This window comes from Paenibacillus sp., from assembly GCF_031177825.1.
Lineage (GTDB): Bacteria > Bacillota > Bacilli > Paenibacillales > YIM-B00363 > Paenibacillus_AE.
In genome coordinates this window covers 69,508-91,344 of sequence record NZ_JAPSKE010000022.1, presented here as the reverse complement: position 1 = coordinate 91,344, position 21,837 = coordinate 69,508, and the positions used below count along the sequence as shown (strand labels likewise).

At 56.2% G+C, this 21,837-nt stretch carries 15 protein-coding genes; 14 read left to right on the top strand and 1 reads right to left on the bottom strand.

What is annotated here, in order from left to right:
• Nucleotides 1-266 precede the first annotated feature (266 nt).
• The 10 genes from RIN49_RS21350 to RIN49_RS21305 all read left to right on the top strand — a co-directional run bounded on the left by RIN49_RS21350 (nt 267) and on the right by RIN49_RS21305 (nt 17,110).
• Nucleotides 267-1,238: a LacI family DNA-binding transcriptional regulator gene (locus RIN49_RS21350; RefSeq protein ID WP_309122175.1), complete on the top strand. Its 972-nt coding sequence runs from the start codon at nt 267-269 to the stop codon at nt 1,236-1,238.
• Nucleotides 1,239-1,366: 128 nt separating this feature from the next.
• The gene (locus RIN49_RS21345; protein ID WP_309122184.1) at nt 1,367-2,293 is read left to right on the top strand and encodes an ABC transporter permease; all 927 of its coding nucleotides are present in this window, start codon (nt 1,367-1,369) and stop codon (nt 2,291-2,293) included.
• 13 nt (nt 2,294-2,306) lie between these two features.
• Complete coding sequence (locus RIN49_RS21340) at nt 2,307-3,194, top strand: carbohydrate ABC transporter permease (RefSeq protein ID WP_309122174.1); 888 nt, start codon at nt 2,307-2,309, stop codon at nt 3,192-3,194.
• A gap of 87 nt (nt 3,195-3,281) precedes the next feature.
• Nucleotides 3,282-4,913, top strand: coding sequence for an ABC transporter substrate-binding protein (locus RIN49_RS21335; protein WP_309122173.1), 1,632 nt, complete (start codon nt 3,282-3,284; stop codon nt 4,911-4,913).
• A gap of 104 nt (nt 4,914-5,017) precedes the next feature.
• Entirely contained in the window at nt 5,018-5,983 is a 966-nt protein-coding gene (locus tag RIN49_RS21330) for a carbohydrate kinase family protein (RefSeq protein ID WP_309122172.1), read from the top strand.
• On the top strand, nt 5,980-7,485 hold the full coding sequence (locus RIN49_RS21325) for a glycoside hydrolase family 32 protein (protein WP_309122171.1): 1,506 nt from the start codon (nt 5,980-5,982) through the stop codon (nt 7,483-7,485). Before RIN49_RS21330 ends, RIN49_RS21325 begins: the two co-directional genes overlap by 4 nt.
• Before the next feature lie 97 nt (nt 7,486-7,582).
• Nucleotides 7,583-9,847, top strand: a complete 2,265-nt coding sequence (locus tag RIN49_RS21320; RefSeq protein ID WP_309122170.1) for a GH32 C-terminal domain-containing protein — start codon at nt 7,583-7,585, stop codon at nt 9,845-9,847.
• A 25-nt stretch (nt 9,848-9,872) separates the two neighbouring features.
• Nucleotides 9,873-11,306, top strand: coding sequence for a GH32 C-terminal domain-containing protein (locus RIN49_RS21315; RefSeq protein ID WP_309122169.1), 1,434 nt, complete (start codon nt 9,873-9,875; stop codon nt 11,304-11,306).
• Between the two features lie 96 nt (nt 11,307-11,402).
• Nucleotides 11,403-15,788: a GH32 C-terminal domain-containing protein gene (locus RIN49_RS21310; RefSeq protein ID WP_309122168.1), complete on the top strand. Its 4,386-nt coding sequence runs from the start codon at nt 11,403-11,405 to the stop codon at nt 15,786-15,788.
• A gap of 149 nt (nt 15,789-15,937) precedes the next feature.
• On the top strand, nt 15,938-17,110 hold the full coding sequence (locus tag RIN49_RS21305) for a TraB/GumN family protein (protein ID WP_309122167.1): 1,173 nt from the start codon (nt 15,938-15,940) through the stop codon (nt 17,108-17,110).
• Between the two features lie 179 nt (nt 17,111-17,289).
• On the opposite strand, the gene RIN49_RS28930 is transcribed toward RIN49_RS21305, so the two are convergent.
• Nucleotides 17,290-17,610: a four-helix bundle copper-binding protein gene (locus RIN49_RS28930; RefSeq protein WP_483874281.1), complete on the bottom strand. Its 321-nt coding sequence runs from the start codon at nt 17,608-17,610 to the stop codon at nt 17,290-17,292.
• Nucleotides 17,611-17,820: 210 nt separating this feature from the next.
• Between RIN49_RS28930 and RIN49_RS21300 the strand changes: the two genes are divergently transcribed.
• From RIN49_RS21300 to RIN49_RS21285, 4 genes are all read left to right on the top strand, one after another.
• On the top strand, nt 17,821-18,165 hold the full coding sequence (locus tag RIN49_RS21300) for a metal-sensitive transcriptional regulator (RefSeq protein ID WP_309122166.1): 345 nt from the start codon (nt 17,821-17,823) through the stop codon (nt 18,163-18,165).
• 20 nt (nt 18,166-18,185) lie between these two features.
• Nucleotides 18,186-18,386 carry a copper ion binding protein gene (locus tag RIN49_RS21295; protein WP_309122165.1) on the top strand — a complete coding sequence of 67 codons (201 nt, stop codon included), beginning with the start codon at nt 18,186-18,188 and terminating at the stop codon, nt 18,384-18,386.
• A 104-nt stretch (nt 18,387-18,490) separates the two neighbouring features.
• Nucleotides 18,491-20,929 (top strand): heavy metal translocating P-type ATPase, encoded by a 2,439-nt coding sequence (locus RIN49_RS21290; protein WP_309122164.1) that lies wholly within the window; start codon nt 18,491-18,493, stop codon nt 20,927-20,929.
• A gap of 43 nt (nt 20,930-20,972) precedes the next feature.
• The gene (locus RIN49_RS21285) at nt 20,973-21,815 is read left to right on the top strand and encodes a hypothetical protein (protein ID WP_309122163.1); all 843 of its coding nucleotides are present in this window, start codon (nt 20,973-20,975) and stop codon (nt 21,813-21,815) included.
• Nucleotides 21,816-21,837: the final 22 nt, after the last annotated feature.

Below are 21,837 nucleotides of genomic sequence, written 5' to 3'. Positions count from 1 at the left end.
GACACAATCGCAATAAATAAAGGCTGCCTCGGCGGCCTTTTTCCATTGTTCAGGGAGATGGCTTGAAAGCGATGGAATACGATTGGATTGGCAAATAAAGCTACCGGGATGTATTCGTCTGACCCATTTACACACACAAAGGAGGTAATAAGAATATGAATCCAGCACGCTTATGAAAACGTTTCAAAAATAACTATTGAAACGTTTCCAAACTGGTGTTATGATCAAATCGTTAGATGATCAAGGACAGCAGCGGAGGTAACAGCATGACCAGCATTAAGGATGTCGCGAATTTGGCCGGTGTCGCTGTCGGTACCGTGTCTAGAGTGATCAACAATGCCGGAGCGGTGAAGCCGGTAACGCGCAATAAGGTGCTGGCGGCGATCGAGCAACTAAATTATGTGCCGAACGAAGTGGCGCGAAATTTCAAAATGCAGAAATCGAAGATGGTCGCGCTTTTGCTGCCGAGCATCTGGCATCCGTTCTTCTCGGAACTCGCGTATTACATCGAGGACGAGTTGGACCAAGAGGGGTTTAAGCTCATGCTGTGCAACAGCGGGGGGAAGCCGGAGAAAGAGCTTTATTACTTCGATATGCTGCAGCAAAATAAGGTCGCCGGTATCGTCGGCATTACCTACAACGATATCGAGGACAGCGTCAGCAGCGGGATCCCGATCATTAGCATCGATCGCCATTTCATGAAAGAAATCACTTGCGTGACCTCGGATAATTTCGGCGGGGGCTGCATGGCATTGAGAGAGCTAGTGAAGGCCGGAGCGCAAAAGCCGGCGTTCTTGGGCAGCGTGCCTATGGCTTACAGCGAAACGATGCTGCGAAAGCAAGGCTTCGTGCATGAAGCGAACACGATGGGCGTGGAGCATATCGTCTTCGAAGCGGAGTCGGACGATGCATTGTTGAACGACGACACATTCCGCCAGTTTCTCGAAACGCATAAGGATGTGGACGGCGTATTCGCGATCACGGATATGGTAGCCGCGAGGTTTATTGAAATCGCCAAAGCCGCAGGCGTAAAGGTCCCGTCGGATATTCGAGTCATCGGTTACGACGGTATTCAAGACCATCCGTATTTTCATCCCGTCTTATCGACGATTCGGCAGCCGGTGGAGGAGATGGCGCGTACGGCGGTTAAGCTTCTTCTGAAGAAAATCGGCGGCGATTCATTGGACCAAGAGACATACAGAATCCCAGTTACGTTCAGAGCGGGCGAGACGACCTAAGGGTGCTTCACCGCCGATGAACGTTTCACGTAGATATTATTGGAAACGTTTCAAAACAATTGGAAACGTTTCAAACTACCAATGGGGGAGATCGAATGAGCCTTTCGACGAACGGCGAGGCCCGGGCAATGGTGAAAGCGAGTCCGTCGTCAAACAAAACGTGGGTCAAAATGAAGCAAAATTACGAGCTTTACTTGTTCATCCTGCCGACGGTGATCCTTTATCTCATCTTTAAATATTACCCGATGTACGGCCTCCAGATCGCCTTTAAGGATTTCCGGGCAAGCGTCGGCATTTGGGAGAGCGAGTGGGTCGGGTTCGAGCATTTTATCCGCTTCTTCGAATCGTACAATTTCTGGCCTATCATGCAAAACACGCTCTCCTTAAGCATGCTTTCGCTTCTTTTCGGCTTTCCGATGCCGATCATCGTCGCGTTGATGCTGAACCAGATGCTGGCGAAGCGGTACAAAAAATTCGTGCAGACGGTAATCTACGCGCCGCATTTTATATCCACCGTGGTATTGGTCGGGATGCTGCATGTGTTTTTGTCCCCGAACAGCGGGATCGTCAATCACATCGTCGCCTTCTTCGGCGGGGAGCCGATCCTGTTCATGGCGGACGAAGATTGGTTCAGACCTCTATACGTGCTGTCGGGAATTTGGCAGGAGACGGGGTTTGCGACAATTATTTATTTGGCGGCGCTGGCCGGCGTCAATCCGGAGTTGCACGAGGCGGCCATTATGGACGGTGCGAGCAAAATGCAGCGGATCCTGAACGTAGATATCCCGGGAATCTTACCGACGATTATTATCCTGCTCGTTCTCGCGCTAGGCAACATGATGAGCGTTGGTTTTGAAAAGGCTTTCCTGATGCAAAGCGACCTCAACTATGCGACATCGAATATCATACCGACTTATGTGTACGAGCAAGGGATTCAGAAGGCGCAGTACAGCTTCTCTGCAGCGGTAGGATTGTTTAACTCGGCGATCAACGTCATTTTGCTGGTAAGCGTGAACCGGATCGCCAAGAAACTGACGGAAACCAGCTTGTGGTAAGGAGGAACTTGACATGTTAAGAAGGAGATCCGCGGGAGACTTCTTGTTCGACGTAACGAACTACGCCCTGCTGACGATCGGCATGCTGCTAATTCTTTATCCGCTGTACTTCGTACTCATCGCGAGCATCAGCGATCCAAACCGGATTTACTCGGGGGATGTGTGGCTTTACCCGCAGGGCATCACCTTCGACGGATATCAACGGATCTTCAACGACTCGATCATCTGGATCGGATATGCGAACTCGCTCCTTTACGCGGTCGTCGGCACCGCCATCAGCGTCGGCTTGACGCTGCTCGCCGCCTACCCGCTGTCGCGGAAGGATTTCGTCGGCAGGAATGTCTTTATGTGGTTCTTTATGTTCACGATGTTTTTCAACGGCGGGTTGATTCCGACGTACCTTCTGGTGAAGGACCTCGGGATGATCAATACGATCTGGGCGTTAGTCGTTCCAGGAGCGGCGGGCGTGTTCAACATCATCATCGTTCGCACCTTCTTTCAAAGCACGATTCCCGATGAAATGCGTGAAGCCGCTTTCATCGATGGATGCAGTAATACGAAGTTTTTCTTGCAGATGGTCTTGCCGCTGTCGAAGCCGATTATCGCAGTGATGGTGCTGTTTCATGTGGTGGGGTTCTGGAACGGGTTCTTCGACGCCTTGATTTACCTGAACGAAGAATCGAAATACCCGCTTCAACTGGTGCTTCGAAATATCCTCGTGCAAAACCAGGTGAGCTCGAACATGATGATTGACGTCGAGTCGTACGCGGCGAAGCTGCGGGTGACCGAGCTGATCAAATACGGAGTCATCATCGTGGCAAGCTTGCCGCTATTGGTCCTGTATCCGTTCCTTCAGCGCTATTTCGTGAAGGGCGCCATGATCGGCTCGATCAAAGGGTAAGACACATTCCATTCGATAGTCCCCCGGGCAAGGCCTCTCGGGCGATTATATAAATCAGTTGTTTCTTTCAAAAAGGAGGACGCAAATATGAAGAAGGCATTCAGGACTGCCCTATTCCTCATGATGGCGGGAACCGTCGTGGTGTCGGGATGCTCCAAGGGCGGAAGCGGCGCTTCGGACAACGGAGGCGGCGATACTTCCGGTAATACCGCACAGGAAGCTACACTTAACAAAGAAGGTCTCCCGATCGTGGGCGAGAAGCTGACCCTGACGATGGTCGCGCCGAAGACGCAATTGGCCCCGGAGTACGGGGAGATGGAAATTTTCAAACGGCTGGAAGCGTCGACGAACGTCCATATCGAGTGGAATAACATTCCGGACACGGATTATCAAGAGAAGAAAAATTTGCTGCTGGCAAGCGGCGACTTGCCGGATGCATTCTACGGAGCGGGTTTCTCGGATTATGAACTCATTACGCACGGGAAAGACGGCACGATCATTCCGCTAGAGCATTTGATTGCGGAATATGCTCCGAACCTAAGCAAGCTGATGGAGGAGAGACCGGATCTGAAGGCGGCGATCACCGCTCCGGACGGACATATTTACGGCCTTCCGACGTGGGAGGAGAACGAGCTCGGCACGAACCCGTTCTTCCACGTGATCAATACGGCGTGGCTCGACAAGCTCGGGCTGAAGTTCCCGGAGACGCTTGACGAATATACGGAAGCTTTGGTTGCCTTCAAGACGCAAGACCCTAACGGCAACGGCAAGGCTGACGAAATTCCGCTCAGCTTCATGCATATGGGTTGGTGTATGGATATCGGCGGACTGTTCGGGGCGTTCGGCTTGCCGGACAATCTCGACCATCGCATCGTTAGAGACGGCAAAGTGATCTTCACGGCGATTCAACCGGAATATAAGGAAGCGGTAAAGTACTTCCACGAGAAATGGTATAAACAAGGTCTTATCGACCCGGAGTCGTTCACGCAGGACGCGCCGCAATATTTGGCGAAGGGGAAGACGCCGGACGCTTCGCTTGGTTCGTTCGTATGGTGGGAGATCGAAGAAGTGGTAGGTACCGACCGCGCGGAGGATTACGCGCTCGTTCCGCCGCTTGTCGGTCCGAACGGGCATCGGACGATCGGCCGCGGGAACGGCGGCGGCCCTGGCCGCGGCACGTTCGTGATCACGAAGGCGAACGAACATCCGGAAGCGACGATGCGCTGGATCGACGAGCAGTATGAGCCTTATATGGCTGCGCAAATTCACTGGGGACCGATCGGCATCGTGTATGAGAAGGATGCGAACGGCAAGCTTGTGAACCTGCCGCTTCCGGAAGGCGTAGCGATGGGCGAGTTCCGCCAGCAGGTCGCTCCGAACGGCGCGGGCGTCATTACAAGCGATCACTTCAAGACGATCGTCGACATGGAGCCTCGCGCGAAGCAGCGGAAGCTTGACCTCGAGAAGTACTACGAGCCTTACATGGAAGATGAAAACTATCCGTCGATCTTCTTCCTGCCGGAAGAGCTTGAGATCATCAACCGGATCGAGCCGGACTTGATGAAGTTCGTGAACACGCAGCGCGCGAAGTTCATCGTGGACGGCAACATCGACCAAGACTGGGACGGCTTCGTGAAGCAAGTAAAGGACATGGGCCTTGACGAGTTGATGGAGATTTACCAGAAGGGCTTGGATCGTTACAAAGAAGCGCAAGGTTAAGCTAGCGATAGCCGGAACGGGACGATGGACTTGCGGCGATTTCCGTTCCGGCGCCTCACGCAGCAAAACAAAGAAAAAGATAAGGAACGGATGGGCGAGAACATATGCTGGATTTCGATATTACGGCATTGGGAGAAGTGCTGGTGGATTTCACGCCGGCGGGGACGCTAGATCAAGGGAACCGTCTGTTCGAGAGCAACCCCGGCGGCGCACCGGCCAATGTGTTGGCGGCAGCAGCCAAGCTCGGCAAGAAAACGGCGTTCCTAAGCAAGGTGGGGAATGATCCATTCGGGGCGTTCTTAACGGAAACGTTGAAGCACTGCGGAATCGACACGCAGGGGGTCATTGCGTCTCAGGAAGCGAATACGACGCTGGCGTTCGTCCATTTGGACGAGGCGGGCGACCGTTCATTCAGCTTCTATCGCAAGCCGGGCGCCGATATGATGCTGAGGAGCGATGAGGTGGACGGCGAGCGCATTCGCCGATCGAAGATTTTTCACTTCGGTTCGATCTCCATGACGCACGAACCGTCGCGAACGGCGACGATCGACGCATTGGCGCTTGCCAAATCGGGGGGCAGCCTCATTACGTTCGATCCGAATCTTAGAAGATCGCTGTGGGACGATCTCTCCCAAGCGAGGGCAAGCATGATCGAAGGCTTGTCTACAGCCGATGTCGTCAAGCTGTCGGAAGAAGAGTTGGAATTTATCGTTGGAACGAAAGAGCTTGAAAGAGGCTCTCAATATATTGCGGATACCTATGGCGTCAAGCTGATCTTGATTACGCTGGGCGAGAAAGGCTGTTATTACCGGTTCGGTCCCGATTCCGGGGAGGTTCCCGGCTTCCGAGTCAGTACGGTGGATACGACGGGAGCCGGGGATGCATTTTTCGGGGGAATGCTGGTTCAACTGTTGGAGAAGGACGGCCGGTTGGAGCAGATCTCGGTAACGGAAATGGAACGCATGGTCGCGTTCGCCAATGCGGCGGGGGCGCTTGCCACGACGAAGAAGGGCGCGATTCCCGCGATGCCGGACATGGATGATATCAGAAAGGTGCTGGGAACACGATGACGATCAAGACATACGACGAAGCCTACAGGCCGCAGTTTCATTTCTCGCCGGCTGCCCATTGGATGAACGACCCGAACGGAATGGTGTATTACGAAGGCGAGTACCACCTGTTTTATCAGCATCACCCGAAAGGCACGACGTGGGGCCCTATGCACTGGGGGCACGCGGTCAGCCGCGATCTGGTCCATTGGGAGCATCTCCCGGTCGCGCTGGAACCGGATGAGCACGGATTTATTTTCTCGGGAAGCGCGGTCGTCGATTGGAACGATTCGACAGGTTTCTTCTCCGGAAAGCCGGGCTTGGTGGCGATCTTCACGCATGCGGACACGTACCCCGGCTCGGAGCGGCCGAGGCAGCGCCAGAGCATCGCTTATAGCTTGGATAAAGGGAGAACGTGGATGAAGTATGAGGGGAACCCGGTATGCGCCGACGAAGCGATTACGGACTTCCGGGATCCGAAAGTGTTTTGGGATCGACGGCACGGACAATGGGTCATGGTGCTAGCCTCCGGGGATCACGTACGGTTCTACGTCTCGAAGAATCTGTTGCAGTGGACATTTTCGAGCGCGTTCGGTTCGTCCGAAGGATCGCATGACGGCGTCTGGGAATGCCCGGATCTGTTCGAGCTGCCGGTGGACGGGGACCCCGAGCGAACGAAATGGGTGCTGATCGTAAGCATAGGGGACCACCCGGACCTCCCCGAAGGTTCAAGAACCCAATATTTTATCGGCGATTTCGACGGGCGCACGTTCACGAACGATGCCGCGCCTGAGGCAGTGCTGTGGCTTGATCACGGCCGGGACAATTACGCCGGCGTCACCTGGTCGGACGTTGCCGCGGAAGACGGCCGGAGGCTGTTTATCGGTTGGATGAGCAACTGGAAATACGCGAATTTCACGCCGACGGTGTCGTGGAGAAGCGCGGCGACGCTGCCTCGCGAGTTGACCCTGCGGGAGGAGCCCGAAGGGGTCCGGTTGACGCAGCAACCCGCGAAGGAGCTGGAGCTCCTTCGACTCCACTCGCGCCGTTGGCGCGATGTCCGCGTGGAGCCGGGCGCGAACCTCTTGTCCGGGGCGAGGGGGGACCAGCTTGAAATCGAGGCTGAATTCGAACTAGGGGATGCCGAGCAATTCGGAATCAAGCTGAGAGCTTCGAGCCGGGAAGAGACGGTCGTCGCGTATGATGTGCGTGCGGAGTCGCTGTTCATCGATCGCACGAAGTCAGGGGCGACGGATTTCCATAAGCAATTCGGCTGCAAGCATGGAGCGCCGATGCAGCCGAAAGACGGGCGCGTGAAGCTGCGGATTTTTGTAGACTGGTCGTCTGTCGAAGTGTTTGCAGCCGACGGCAAGCTCGTCATGACGGATTTGGTGTTCCCGGACCCGGCTAGCAGGGGGCTTGAGCTATACGCGGTCGGCGGCGCGGTTAAGCTGGTCGGTCTGGAGCTGCACACGTTAAAGTCCATCTACGAGAATCGCGATGCGATCGCGGCAAGCGAATAAATTTCACACCTGAGAATGAAGCGGTTGAAGGAAAGAGGGTTTTCCGAATACCGCTTCTTTCGTGATAGGTATTCACAACATAGGAGGTCTTCTATTGATGTCGGGTCGAAATGGAATGCAACCATTCGAAGGTGCGATCGCTCACTGGTCGTTCGACGAGGGCGAAGGGAAGGGCGCGAAGGAGAGCGTTAGCGGAGCCGTGGATCCAATTCGATACGTATTTAACGAAGCGAGGTTCACGACTCCCCGCGATCCCCAATGGAGGAAAGGCGTCGTGGGAGGAGCCCTGCTGTTCGACGGCTATTCGACTTGGGTGACGCGGCAAGCCGATCTGGCGAAGCAGCCGAGCGATGCGCTGACGATCACGGCCTGGGTTGCTCCGCGCTCGTTCGAGCGCGGCGACGAACGGCGGCTTTCCGCCATCGTCAACCAACACCACCGGGAGAAGAAGCAGGGGTACATCCTCGGGCTGTACCGCCACGGCTCATGGTCGCTTCAGCTCGGGTTGGACGGCGTATGGGAGGAAGTGTGGGCGAAGGACGATCCGCTTGTCGCGAACGCTTGGTCCCATGTCGCGGCCACCTACGACAAAGCGTCGGGTCTTATGAAGCTCTACTTGAACGGCAAGGAAGCGGCGTCGAGGGAAGTGGCGAAGCGCGCGGGAATTACGGCTGCGAACACGGACTTGTTGTTGGGAAAGAACAACCAATCCACCGTGCTCGCCGAAGCGTTCGAACTGAATATGTTTAACGGCTTGATGGATGAAGTGAAGATTTACAAGCAGGCCCTGTCCTCCGAGCAAATCGCGCAAGGGTTTGCGTCCGACTTGGCGCCGCATGGCGGCAACATCCCGGAGATTCCGTACGACGAGATCAAGCTGGATCGAAGCCCGCTGCTGCACGATCGGCACCGACCGCAATATCATCTGAGCCCGCCGTCGCATTGGATGAACGAGCCGCATGCTCCGATCTTTTTCAACGGCCAATATCATTTGTTTTATCAGCACAACCCGCAAGGGCCGTATTGGCATCAAATCCACTGGGGCCACTGGGTAAGCGACGATCTCGTCCATTGGCGCGACTTGCCGATCGCTTTGGCTCCCGAGAAAGATGCGGTAGACCCTGACGGCGTATGGTCCGGCAGCGCGGCTTACGACGAGAACGGGATTCCGGCGCTCTTCTTCACGGCAGGCGACGACAGCGCGAAGCCGAACCAGCGGGTCGGACTGGCGCGAAGCACGTACTTGGAGGACGGGGACAACGATCTCGTGCGCTGGGCGAAGCATCCCGAGCCGCTCATCGTGCAGCCGCAAGCCGAAGGGCTGGCGTTCGGCGATTTCCGCGATCCGTTCGTCTGGAAGGAAGGGGACACTTGGTACCTATTAATCGGGTCGGGTACGGAGTCGAATGGCGGGACGGCGCTCGCGTACACGTCGAAAAACATGATCGATTGGGAATACCGGGGACCTTTTTATACGAGCGATATTCAGGAATATCCTTACCTCGGGCCGGTGTGGGAGCTTCCGGTGCTGCTGCCGCTCGGAACGGATCGGGCAGGTAAGGAAAAGCACTTATTCTTAATTAGTCCGGTAGGTCCCGGTGCGGACGTCGAGGTGTTTTACTGGATCGGCACTTTCGATAAGGAACGTTTCCGGTTTATCCCTGACGGTAAGGAACCCCAGCTGATCGACGTCGGCGACTTCCATTTCACGGGGCCGAGCGGCATGGTCGATCCGAAGACGGGAAGAAAGCTCATTTTCACGATCGCGCAGGGCGAACGAACGCCGCATCTCGATTACAGCTCCGGCTGGGCGCATAACGGCGGATTGCCGGTCAGCGTGTATTTGCGGGAAGACGGGCGGCTCGGCGTCGAGCCGATCGAGGAGCTGCAATCGCTGCGCGGGGAGAAGCTTGCCTCCTTCCGAGAGAAGTCGCTCGAGGATGCGAATGAGCTGCTGACGAACGTGAAAGGCGACATGCTGGAAATTCAGGTGGAGCTGGAGGCGAAGGAAGCCGAGCAGATCGGCGTTAAGGTGCGCCGTTCGCCGAACGGGGAAGAAGAAACGCTCCTCTATTACGATATCCCTGACGAAGCGCTGAAAGTGAACCGCAGGAAGTCGACGCTGGACCGCTGCGAGCGGAGCAAAGGCATCCAAGGCGGCAAGTTGGAGCTTGGCGGAGAAAATCTAAAGCTTCATATCTATGTGGACCGGTCGATGATCGAAGCATATGCTAACGGACTGAAAAGCTTGACGACGAGAGCTTATCCGAGCCGCGACGACGCGCTGGGACTGCAGCTTTGGGCGAACGGGTCGATGTCGGTGAAGAACATGGAAGTATGGACGATGCGGGGTGCCTTTTAAGGAATACTTGGGAGGTGGGTATGCGATGAAGGAATTTTTCTATCGGCCTAGTAACGCTTGGGTGGGCGACGTCATCCCATATTACGAAGGCGGGGAGTTCAAGCTCTTCTACCTGCACGGCTGGAGGGACAACGACCGGGAAGGCTTGGAGCGCGGGTGGCACTTGATCGGAACGAACGATTTTTGCGAATACCGCGAATACGGCGCTTGCAAGATCGAAGGCGGGACCGGGCATATCTTGAAGGTAGGTGATACCTACCATATGTTTTACTGCGTCTTTCCGGAAGGAAAGCAGTTGGTTTGCCATGCGATCAGCGACGATGTTTTGCATTGGACGCCGATTCCGGAGGACACCTTCGCCGCGGACGATCGCATTTATGAGCTTTCCGATTGGCGGGACCCCTTCGTGTTTTGGAACGAGGAGGAGGACCGATACTGGATGCTAATTTCGGCCATGGCGAAGGGGAACACGAATCGCAAAGGCTGCACCGGACTGCTTACTTCCAAAGATTTAAAGCAGTGGGAATACCGCGAGCCTCTGTATGCGCCGAATCTTCATGTTGGAGCTCACGAATGTCCGGATTTGTTCCGGTTGGGGGATTGGTGGTATTTGATTTATTCGAACTATACCGATCGGTTCGCGACCTTCTACCGCATGAGCCGCTCCTTGAACGGTCCGTGGATCGCGCCGAAGGAAGATACGTTCGACGGCCGCGCCTTCTACGCCGCGAAATCGGCGACCGATGGGCGGAAACGGTACTTGTTCGGCTGGAACCCGACGAAAAACGATAATCTGTTCGGATGGAATCCGCCGAAATCCGAGGGCAAGGACTATGATACATGGGACTGGGGGGGCAATTTGGTCGTTCATGAAATCGTGCAGCGTTCGGACGGCACGTTAGCCGTTAAGGTGCCGGATCCGGTGGATGCGGCGTTCGCCGAACAGGTGCCGGTACAGTTCTCGACGATCACGGGCAGCTGGTCGGCGGGACCCGACGGCGATTCGCTGACGTGCGACTCCCCATACGGCTTCGCCGGGAGCTTGAGCGACGCGGATGTACCCGCTCAATGTAAAATATCCGCGACCCTTCGGTTTTCGGAAACGACGCAGGGGCTGGGATTCATGCTTCGAGCGGGCGTCGGACTCGACAACGCTTATTACGTGAAGCTGGAACCGCAGCGGAACCGCATCACGTTCCGGGGTCCGATCATGCAGAGCGAGGATGGGGGCAAGACATTCCCGTACGAAGTGGAACTGGAGCGGCCGATCGAACTGCTGCCCGATCGTCCATACGAAGTGAAGGTGTTCGTCGACGGTTCGATTTGCGAGGTGTACGTGAACCGCGATGTCGCGATGAGCGCCAGAATGTACGATATCGAGCAGGGGAAGCTCGGATTGTTTGTGAGTCAAGGGGACGGCGTTTTCAGTAAGGTGAAAGTAGAGATCAGGAAATCCTAGGACTTGCGGAAAATGAAGATCGAACATCTGAATTAAATTGGAAACGTTTCATTTTAATTGAGGAGGTTCTCCATGTTTGGGAAAAGAGGACGTCGCATGGCTGCTTTCCTTGCGCTATCGTTCGTTGTTCCTTCCTTCGTTCCAGCCGCTCAAGTCGCCAAGGCGGAAACGGAGGTCCCCGTATACGAAATTCAAAATCCAGGTTTTGAAACCGGGGATCTGACGGGCTGGACCGTGGTCGAAGGCGGCGCATTCGGACCGGACAGCGTTTCGAACGAAACCGCTTGGTGGGCGGAACGAATTCCGTATCATCAAGAAGGCGCGTATCATCTGAACGGCTGGAAGTACCCGGAGGCGGAAACGGGCATCGTTCGCTCCTCGACGTTCGTGCTGGGCGGCAGCGGCTGGATCAGCTTCAAACTAGGCGGAGCCAAACATCCGAACAAGGTCTTCGTCAATATCGTCGAAGCGGACACCGGCCGAGCCGTTGCCAGATATGGCCACAGCGCGTTTTCGGACGCGGGCTTCCCGAATCCGGAAGGAGGGATGCGCCTTGCGAACATGGAGCAGTACAAAGCCGATCTGTCGGCGCATCTCGGCAAGAAGTTGTATGTGGAAATCGTCGACAACGCCTCCTCCGACTGGGGGCTGATCTTCGCGGATGCGTTCTTTATGTATCATGAGGCGGAACCGGCCGAGGGTGTCGTTGCCATGGACATCAAACCGGACTTCGACCGGTACCGAATCGAGAATCCTAGCTTCGAAACCGGGGATTTGACAGGCTGGACGATCGTAGAAGGCAACGCATTCCATGCCGGCAGCGTGTCGGACGAAACGACCTACTGGGCCGAACAAATTCCTTATCGCCAAGAAGGCAGATACCACCTAAACGGCTGGAGAAGCGCGGAATCCGAAACCGGCGTGCTTCGTTCCTCCGCCTTCGAATTGGGCGGCACCGGCTGGATCAGCTTTAGACTGGGCGGCGGCAAGCATACGGATCAGGCGTATATCCATGTCGTCGATGCGGAAACGGGAAAGCGGATCGCCCGGTACGGAAATACCGAATTTTCCGAGGCGAACTTCCCGAATCCGGACCAGGGCTTGCGGCTCGCGAATATGGAGCAGTACATAGCCGATCTGTCGGCGCATCTGGGCAAGAAGTTGTATGTTGAGATTGTCGACAACGCCTCTTCCGACTGGGGGCTGATCTTTGCGGACGCCTTCCATACGTTCCATGAAATCGTGCCGAGCGAAGGCGTGTATGCGGTAAATATGGTGCCGAAGGAAGTCGATAATCCAAGTTTCGAAACGGGAACATTCGGCGGCTGGACGGTGGAGGGCGATGCATTCCATGTGGTCCGGGGGGAAGGGAACTCCTACGCTGCGTCTACGATGGGCGGGGTAGGTTCGGTGACTTCCCATCCCTTTACCCTCCGAGGCACCGGCGTCATTACGTTCGACGTGTTGGAAATCCATAACCCGAATCAGGCCTACGTCGCGCTGTACGATGCTGAGAGCGGCGTACTCCTGAAGAGGTTGGAGAACGCCGCGGAGACCGGGCGGGTGTCATGGGGAGTTCAGGAGCATTACGGGAAAGAGGTATATGTGAAAGTCATTGATGCTTCTAGCGATGCAAGCATTGCAGTCGATGCTTTCCAAGCGCACAACACCGGCGCGATCGCCCATTTCGATCTGGATGAAGGCGCCGGGAAGACGGTGCGGGAACAGGTGCGCGGTCGGGACCATGAAGTGAATTACGTGTTTAACGAGGCAAGGTACATGGCTCCCAAGGATCCTAGATGGACTCCGAACGGAGTGGAAGGCGGCGCCTTGTTGTTCGACGGCTATTCGAACTACATTGAAATCGATGCGGAACATGTGGTCCCGGTAAGCGATGCGGTAACGATCGAAGCATGGGTTGCGCCGCGCAGCTACGAGTGGGGCGACGGCGGGAAGCTGTCGGCCATCGTCACGCAATCCAACCAGGATCGCGCGGAAGGGTTCGCTCTCGGGATGTACCGCCACGGCACTTGGTCGATGCAGGTCGGAATCGGCGGCAGGTGGATTCAGGCATGGGTGATGGATCGTCCGTTGGAGAAATATCGATGGAACCATGTCGTCGCTACCTTCGATAAGGAAGCGGGAATGATCAAGCTATACTTGAACGGCGAAGAAGCGGCTTCCCAAGCCACGCCGAAGAATGTCCCCATCACGCCGTCGTCCGAAAATTTGATCATCGGGAAACACAATCACCCGGTTGAATTCGCCGGACTGTTCTCCTTCAATATGTTCAGCGGGCTGATGGACGAAGTGACGCTAAGCAACGAGGCGCTGACGTCGGATGAGGTGCGCGCCCGATACGAGCGCGCGAAGGGATTGCGCGGAGGCGCGGTTCCGGCCATTCCGAACGAGGACATCGACGAAGACCCGAGCGTGTTCGACGGCGATCAGCACCGTCCGCAATACCACGCGATACCGCCGCAAAACTGGATGAACGAAGCCCATGCGCCGATTTATTATAACGGCAAATATCATTTGTTTTATCAGCATAACCCGCAAGGGCCCTTCTGGCACCAAATTCATTGGGGCCACTGGGTCAGCGACGATATGGTGCATTGGGAAAACGTAAGGCCGGCCCTTGCGCCGGAAGCGGGCGAGCTGGATCCGGACGGCGCCTGGTCGGGCAGCGCGGCGTACGATCGGGACGGGAATCCCGTTCTGTTCTACACTGCCGGCAACGACGCCAAGTCGCCGAACCAGAGAACGGCCGTCGCTACGCCTGCGGATCCGACGGACCCGTATTTAGAGCAATGGATCAAACACCCGGTACCCGTAACGGAACAAAACGGCATCGGGATTCACAACGAATTCCGAGACCCGTTCGTCTGGTACGACGAAGAAGTCGACAAGTGGTACCAATTAGTGACCTCGGGACTTACCGACTACAGCAGCGGTACGGCTTTGGTCTATGTTTCCGACGATATGTACAACTGGGAGTACAAAGGGCCCCTGTACATCAGCGACAGAAATAAGTATCCGGAGCTTGGTACCGTGTGGGAATTGCCTGTGCTGCTTCCGTTGGGCAAAGACAGCCAGGGGAATGAAAAGCATATCTTCGTCATTAACCCGCACGAGAAGCCGGAACATATTCCGCCAAGCAACGATGTGCTGAGAGATGTCGAGGTGTTTTACTGGATCGGCACCTGGGATCGGGATCGGTTCAGATTCATCCCGGATCGGGAGGCGCCTTCGAAGCTCGATGTAGGCGACGGCTATTTAACCGCGGAGAGCGGACTCGTCACGCCCGACGGCAGAACGGTGCTTTTCTCGATGGTCCAGAACGTCCGCACGCCGCAAGCCGAGTATTTGTCGGGCTGGGCGCATAACTTGGGGCTGCCGGTCGCTTTACGTTTGGATGCGAACGATGAACTCAACATAGAGCCGATTGAGGAACTGCAAGGACTCAGAGGAAACAAGGTCGTCGACATCGCGAACAAAACGCTTGCAAGCGCCAATGCGCACATCAAGAAAGTGAAGGGCGATATGCTGGAGATCGTCATGGAGATCGATCCGGGCGACGCGCAGAAATTCGGCCTCAACGTGCGGCGCTCCGACAACGGGGAAGAAGAGACGTTGATCTATTACGATAAGGGCGATCAAACCTTCAACATTGACCGTACCCGAAGCAGCGTAGACCCTGACGTAAGAGTGGACGGCATTCAAGGCGGCTATGTGGACTTAGACGGGGAAAACCTGAAGCTTCATATTTATCTGGATCGTTCCGTCGTCGAAGCATTCGCGAACGAGAAGAAAAAACTGACGACGCGGGTCTATGTGGGCCGATACGACTCATTAGGCTTGCAAGTATGGGCCGACGGCGAGATCACCGTGAAGTCTATGGAAATCTGGGAGATGAACGCCCTGACGGGCGAACCTGCGGCTCCCGTTGATGTGCCGGAAAACTGGGATCCTTCCGTGTACAAGAACCTTACCGAGCTGCCGAACCACGATTTTGCGACAGGCGACTTAACGGGTTGGATTGCCGAAGGCGACGCATTTCAGGATCTTCATGTGACGGATGCCCAACGATTCTGGGATACGATCGATTTCAACCCGTCCGGAGAAATTCCCGGGGGATATCACCTATGGGGCTTCAATGAGGCGGCCGGCGGCGATCGCTTAACGGGCACCCTCCGGTCGCAGAACTTCGTCCTCGGCGGGAACGGCCGAATCGATTTCCTTGTCAGCGGAGGCCGCGATCCCGAACGGCTCTACGTCGCTCTTGTCAGGGCATCGGACGGGAAGGAGCTGTTCCGAACGACCGCAACCAACTACGAAGAATATCAACGCAGCGTTTGGGACGCATCGGCGTACATCGGAGAGGAATTGTATATCCAGGTCGTTGACCGTTCGGCGGACGGATTCGGGCACATCAACGTCGACGATTTCCATGTCCCGGTCGTAAAACAGAAGAAGAGATAATCTGTAAAGTGCGCGCCGCATGGTGCGCACTTCTCAATTTTTCCTATGTTTTAGGAAGGTTTGCCATTTCCATTCATCATGTTAATATAATTACAGATTCATAGGGCGGTACGAAGAAGCGAATCGGGTAGAGGAGAGACATGAACATAATGAAAATGTGGAAAACGAAATGGAGCCTAGCGGCGTTCACCGCGGCGATGACGTTGACGGCGGCTGCGCCGGCTTCCGCGGCGACCGCGCCGGATCCGCTGACGATCATGGTCGACGGGGCGCCGCTCGCCTACGGTTCGTCGCAGCCGTTAATCGAGGACGGCACGACGTGGGCGCCGCTCGAGGCGACGCTCGAGGCGCTGGACATCGGCTTGGAGGACGTCGGCGGGACCGGCGGCGCGGCGCGGACGATCGGCGGCGAAAGCTACCTTCCGCTGAGGCTCGCAGGCGAAGCGGGCGGCTACGTCGTCGAGTGGGACGAAGCGACGCGCACCGTGACGCTCGTTTCGGAGCGGCAGAAGGGCGCTCTTGGGTTCCTATGGAGAGTCGATCATGACGGAGACTCGGTGTATTTGGTCGGCGCCATGCATATCGCGGACGAGAGCTTCTACCCGCTGCCTTCCGCGTACGAGGAAGCGTTCCAGGATGCGGAGTACCTGGGGGTAGAAGTAGATGTCAGTCAAGGGGCGACGCCGGAGGTACAGCAGCTCGTCATGAGTCTCGGCATGTATCAAGACGGAACGACATTGTCCGACCACATTCCGGAGGAGCTCTATGACGCCATCGGCGAAATCTTGACCGAGAGCGGCTTGGAGGCTAACGCCATGGATGCGTTCAAGCCATGGATGGCCGAGATGACGCTCGCGTCGCTGAAGTCCATGCAAGCCGGGTTCCAAGGCGAGATCGGCATCGACATGTACTTCTTGCAGAAGGCTATTGAACGGCAGCTCCCGATTCTCGAGCTTGAAACCTACGAATCGCAATTGCAGATGTTCGACGGTTTCTCCGAGGAACTGCAGCGCACGAACTTGCAAAATACGGTCGATAGCTTCGATCTGGTGGACGAATCGGTCGCCCAGATGGCGGAGATGTGGAAGAACGGCGACGAGGCCGGGCTGCTGGCGCTCACCGAGGCCATGGCGGCGGACGAGGAGTATCGGAAGGCGATGCTGACGGACCGAAACATCGGCATGGCCGACAAGATCGAGGAATACTTGGAAAATCCGGAAGAGGCGGACTATCTGGTCGTCCTAGGCGCCGCGCACTTCCTGGGCGAAGACGGCATCGTCGAGCTGTTGGAGAAGAAAGGGTACGTCGCGACGCGCCAGTAGGTCGGCAGGAAATTCGCGAGTTTTTCTACAAACCTGCCGGCGTCGATCGGTACATTTCGGACCCGTATCGCTGGAAGCAGTGAATCGTCGCCTTGCGAAGCGGTACCGAGAGCTTGAATCGCAAAGAAGGACCGCGGCCGCCCGGCCGGGGTCCTTCCGAGTTGTTCCGGTTGTTTGCGTTACGCGCTCATCTTACGGCATTCATCCGCGCATCTACGGCATTCGTCCGCGCAAGCTTTACAGTGCGCATCTTGGAACTTGGCGCAGCCCTCGGCGCAAGCGTCGCAGATCGTCGCGCACAACTGGCAAAGCTGCTTGGCATACATGCTTCCGCGGGACATCCATTGGGAAGCCGTCGCGCAAATATCCGCGCAATCGCGCAGCATACTAATGCAATGCTGTCTTGCTTGCACATCCGGCTCCCTCAAACAGGAGGTCAGGCACTCTTCGCATGCTTGCATACATGTATTGCAAGCGTCTATACAAGCTTGAAATTGCATTACGGACGAGTCAATCACTGCCGGCATCGTCTTCTCCCCTTTTCCAGTGTAATGTTTCGGTGCCACTTCCCTACCTTCCCCATTCGGGTCGTTACCTATGCTGTTCCTCTCTTCGACGGCCGGTTCCGGTTATAACTTACCAAAAAGTAAAAAAACCGTTTGACATAGGTAAGGGGGGTATAGTAAATTGAATGTGTGAGGTGATTCCACATGATAAATCAAGAACGAGTACTACGAGCCGAAGCGGACCATTCTTCTTGCTCTTCCACGGAGATCGAGCGGAGGAGCCACCATTCGGAGAAGACGAAGAGCAATTTAATTTCTCGGCTGAACCGGATCGAAGGCCAGCTTCGCGGCGTTCGGGGCATGATCGAGAAGGATACGTATTGCGACGATGTGTTAAACCAAATCGCTTCCATTCAGTCCGCTCTGAACGGCGTGGGTAAGCTCTTGCTCGAAGGGCATATGAAAAGCTGCATCGTAGAACGGATTCAGGCGGGGGAACATGACGTTATCGACGAATTGTTGGTTACTGTAAATAAATTAATGAAATAATACCATCGGAGGAATTATGGATGAAACAAGTGACGCTTCAAGTACAAGGCATGTCTTGCCAGCATTGCGTGAATTCGATCGAAGGCGCATTGAAGGAAATCGGGGCCGCGGGTCGCGTCGATCTGAAAGGCCATTCGGTCGCCGTAGAATTCAATGAAAATAGCGTGACGTTGGAAGCCGTGAAACGAGCCATTGAAGAACAAGGATACGATGTCGTATAAAAGGCTGGGGACCATCATGAGATGGCCCCCATATAATTACCAGATATATAGGGTACGGGGGTATTGTAGTTAATCAATCAAATATTCTTAAGGAGTGAACGGAAATGAGTGCGACAGCATCAGGCGAACAGAAACAAACCACGTTACAAATCACAGGCATGACTTGCGCCGCTTGCGCCAATAGAATCGAAAAGGGTTTACATCGAATGGACGGCGTCTCGTCCGCGAACGTCAACTTCGCATTGGAGAAAGCGAGCGTTACGTACGATCCGCAGAAGGTCGACGCGGATCGTCTGGAACGTACGATTCAGAAGTTAGGTTACGGCACGGCCAAGGAAGTCGTTCACTTCCGACTCGAGGGAATGACCTGCGCCGCTTGCGCCGCTCGCATCGAGAAGGGATTAGGGAAGATGGGCGGCGTGTCCTCGGCAACCGTCAACTTCGCGATGGAGACGGCGCGCGTCGAATATACGCCCGGGGAGGTTACGGCCGAAGAGCTGCAAGCCAAGGTGAAGCAGCTAGGATACCGAGCCGTCGCTCAGCAGGAAGGTCATTCGACGGAAGATCGCCGGCAGCGCGAAGTCCGGTTACAGAAGCGGAAGCTGTTGGGTTCGGCGATCCTGTCTCTGCCGCTGCTGTGGAGTATGGTCGGTCATTTCTCCTTCACTTCCTGGATGTACGTCCCGGATTTATTCATGAACCCGTGGTTTCAGCTCTTGCTCGCGACCCCGGTTCAGTTCTACATCGGGAAACCGTTTTACGTCGGGGCGTATAAGGCGCTGCGCAACGGAAGCGCGAATATGGACGTTCTCGTTTCGCTCGGAACGTCGGCGGCGTACTTCTACAGCCTGTATCTCACCCTGGAATGGTATGGAGGCGGGGATGCGCACCATGGACACGGTCCTTCCTTGTACTACGAAACCAGTGCCGTACTGATCACGCTCGTCATTATGGGGAAGCTATTCGAATCCTTGGCGAAGGGGCGCACGTCGGAGGCGATCAAATCGTTGATGGGGCTGCAAGCGAAGACGGCGCTGGTCATACGAGACGGGCAAGAAGCGTTGATTCCGGTGGACGAAGTGCTGGCAGGCGACGTGGTGTTGGTCCGCCCCGGAGACAAGGTGCCGGTGGACGGCGTCGTCATGGAGGGCGTCTCGTCCGTAGACGAGTCCATGTTGACGGGAGAGAGCTTGCCCGTAGAGAAGAAAGCCGGCGATTCCGTCATCGGCGCCACGATCAACAAGAACGGCGTGCTTCGAATTCAAGCGACCAAAGTCGGGAAGGAAACCGCGCTCGCCCAAATCATTAAAGTCGTAGAGGAAGCGCAGGGCTCGAAGGCGCCGATTCAACGGGTCGCGGACGTCATCTCGGGCATCTTCGTGCCGATCGTCGTCGGCATCGCCATTCTGGCTTTCCTCGCGTGGTACTTCTTCGTGACGCCGGGCGACGTAGCCGAGGCGCTGGAGAAGGCGATCGCCATTCTCGTCATCGCCTGCCCTTGCGCATTGGGTCTTGCGACGCCGACGTCGATTATGGCCGGCTCCGGCCGCGCGGCGGAGCTAGGCATCTTGTTTAAAGGCGGCGAGCACTTAGAACAAACGCACAAGATCGACGCGATTATTCTGGATAAAACGGGTACCGTTACGAAAGGAAAGCCGGAATTGACCGACGTGCTGTCGATCGGGAACGAAGACAAGTTTCTGCGGCTCGTCGGCGCGGCGGAGAAAAACTCGGAGCACCCGCTTGCGGAAGCGATCGTCGAGGGAATCAAAGCGCGGAATATCGAGATGCCTAGCACGCAGAGCTTCGAAGCGATTCCCGGATACGGCGTGAAGGCGGTCGTCGAAGGCAAAACGTTGTTGATCGGTACGAGAAGACTTATGGAACGGTACGCCGTGGAAGCGGAGAATGCCTACGGGATCATGGCAAACCTCGAGAGCGCAGGGAAGACGGCTATGCTGGTCGCGATCGACGGTCGGTACGCCGGGATCGTCGCGGTCGCGGATACGATTAAGGAAACCTCGAAGGATGCGGTACGGCGGCTGAAGGATATGGGCGTTCTAGTCATCATGATTACGGGCGACAACGAGCGCACGGCGAGAGCGATCGCCGCGGAGGTCGGCATCGACCATGTCAGAGCGGAAGTGCTTCCGGAAGGCAAAGCCGAAGAGGTCAAGAAGCTGCAGGCGGAAGGCAAGACGGTCGCCATGGTCGGCGACGGTATCAACGACGCGCCGGCGTTGGCTACGGCGAACATCGGCATGGCGATCGGCACGGGAACCGACGTGGCGATGGAAGCGGCGGACGTTACCTTGATGCGCGGGGATTTGTCGAGCATTCCGGACGCGATCTATATGAGCCGCAAGACGATGAGCAACATCAAGCAAAATTTGTTTTGGGCGCTCGGGTACAACACCCTCGGCATTCCCATCGCCGCGGTCGGGTTATTGGCCCCTTGGGTGGCCGGCGCGGCGATGGCGCTAAGCTCGGTGTCGGTCGTCTTGAACGCCCTTCGTCTGCAACGAGCGAACGTACGTCACTGAATATCACGGAATCGAACAACGAACGAAAGTAGGAATGCGACGGATGAAAAAGATGATGGTATGGAGCATGGCTGTACTTCTTGCGCTTCTGATTTCCGCCTGCAACGGCGCCGCAAAGAACACGGAGGAAGAGGCGCACGACGCGTCGCATGCGGACGGCCATGGCGGGCATGACGGCGAGGAAGCGGCGGAACGCGAGACGTTGAAGGCTTCGTTCGGATTCCCGAGCGGCGCTCCGAAAGCCGGCGAAGAGACGGAGCTGTCGATCGAAATTACGAACGAGCAAGGGGAACGGCTTCGGGAGTTCGAGGTAAGCCACGAGAAGCTGCTGCATCTGATCGTCGTGGACCACGATTTGAAATTTTTCGATCACATTCACCCGGAGCTTCAAGCGGACGGGACCTTCCTCATTCGCACCTCCTTCCCGACGGGCGGCGAGTATAAGCTGTTCGCGGACGTCGTCCCCGCCGGCGGGGCAGGCGCGACGCTGACCGAATGGGTGACCGTCGAGGGTCCCGAGGGCGAACACGCCGAGATTGCCGTCGATTCGGCCCTGCGGCAAGAGGCGAACGGCAAGGAGGTCGAACTATCGGTAAGCAGCACGAAGCCCGACGAGGAGGTCACGCTTACGTTCTTCGTTCGGGACGCCGCTACGAAGAAGGAAATCAACGATCTTCAGCCGTACTTAGGCGCCGTCGGACACGTCGTCATCCTATCGGCCGATGCGGAGCAGTACATCCATGTCCATCCGTTGGATGAGACGTCCACGGGACCGGAAGCGGAGTTCGCGACTTCGTTCCCCCGAGCGGGCATCTATAAGATCTGGGGGCAATTCCGGCATAACGACGAAGTGTTCACCGTACCTTACGTCATCGACGTGAAATAACGCAGCGAATCGGAAGGGAGGA

What these genes read in the sequence shown, in the direction of transcription:
- RIN49_RS21350 (WP_309122175.1), top strand. Translation starts at nt 267, where the DNA reads ATGACCAGCATTAAGGATGTCGCGAATTTGGCCGGTGTCGCTGTCGGT.
- RIN49_RS21345 (WP_309122184.1), top strand. Translation starts at nt 1,367, where the DNA reads ATGGTGAAAGCGAGTCCGTCGTCAAACAAAACGTGGGTCAAAATGAAG.
- RIN49_RS21340 (WP_309122174.1), top strand. Translation starts at nt 2,307, where the DNA reads ATGTTAAGAAGGAGATCCGCGGGAGACTTCTTGTTCGACGTAACGAAC.
- RIN49_RS21335 (WP_309122173.1), top strand. Translation starts at nt 3,282, where the DNA reads ATGAAGAAGGCATTCAGGACTGCCCTATTCCTCATGATGGCGGGAACC.
- RIN49_RS21330 (WP_309122172.1), top strand. Translation starts at nt 5,018, where the DNA reads ATGCTGGATTTCGATATTACGGCATTGGGAGAAGTGCTGGTGGATTTC.
- RIN49_RS21325 (WP_309122171.1), top strand. Translation starts at nt 5,980, where the DNA reads ATGACGATCAAGACATACGACGAAGCCTACAGGCCGCAGTTTCATTTC.
- RIN49_RS21320 (WP_309122170.1), top strand. Translation starts at nt 7,583, where the DNA reads ATGTCGGGTCGAAATGGAATGCAACCATTCGAAGGTGCGATCGCTCAC.
- RIN49_RS21315 (WP_309122169.1), top strand. Translation starts at nt 9,873, where the DNA reads ATGAAGGAATTTTTCTATCGGCCTAGTAACGCTTGGGTGGGCGACGTC.
- RIN49_RS21310 (WP_309122168.1), top strand. Translation starts at nt 11,403, where the DNA reads ATGGCTGCTTTCCTTGCGCTATCGTTCGTTGTTCCTTCCTTCGTTCCA.
- RIN49_RS21305 (WP_309122167.1), top strand. Translation starts at nt 15,938, where the DNA reads ATGAAAATGTGGAAAACGAAATGGAGCCTAGCGGCGTTCACCGCGGCG.
- RIN49_RS28930 (WP_483874281.1), bottom strand. Translation starts at nt 17,610, where the DNA reads ATGCAATTTCAAGCTTGTATAGACGCTTGCAATACATGTATGCAAGCA.
- RIN49_RS21300 (WP_309122166.1), top strand. Translation starts at nt 17,821, where the DNA reads ATGATAAATCAAGAACGAGTACTACGAGCCGAAGCGGACCATTCTTCT.
- RIN49_RS21295 (WP_309122165.1), top strand. Translation starts at nt 18,186, where the DNA reads ATGAAACAAGTGACGCTTCAAGTACAAGGCATGTCTTGCCAGCATTGC.
- RIN49_RS21290 (WP_309122164.1), top strand. Translation starts at nt 18,491, where the DNA reads ATGAGTGCGACAGCATCAGGCGAACAGAAACAAACCACGTTACAAATC.
- RIN49_RS21285 (WP_309122163.1), top strand. Translation starts at nt 20,973, where the DNA reads ATGAAAAAGATGATGGTATGGAGCATGGCTGTACTTCTTGCGCTTCTG.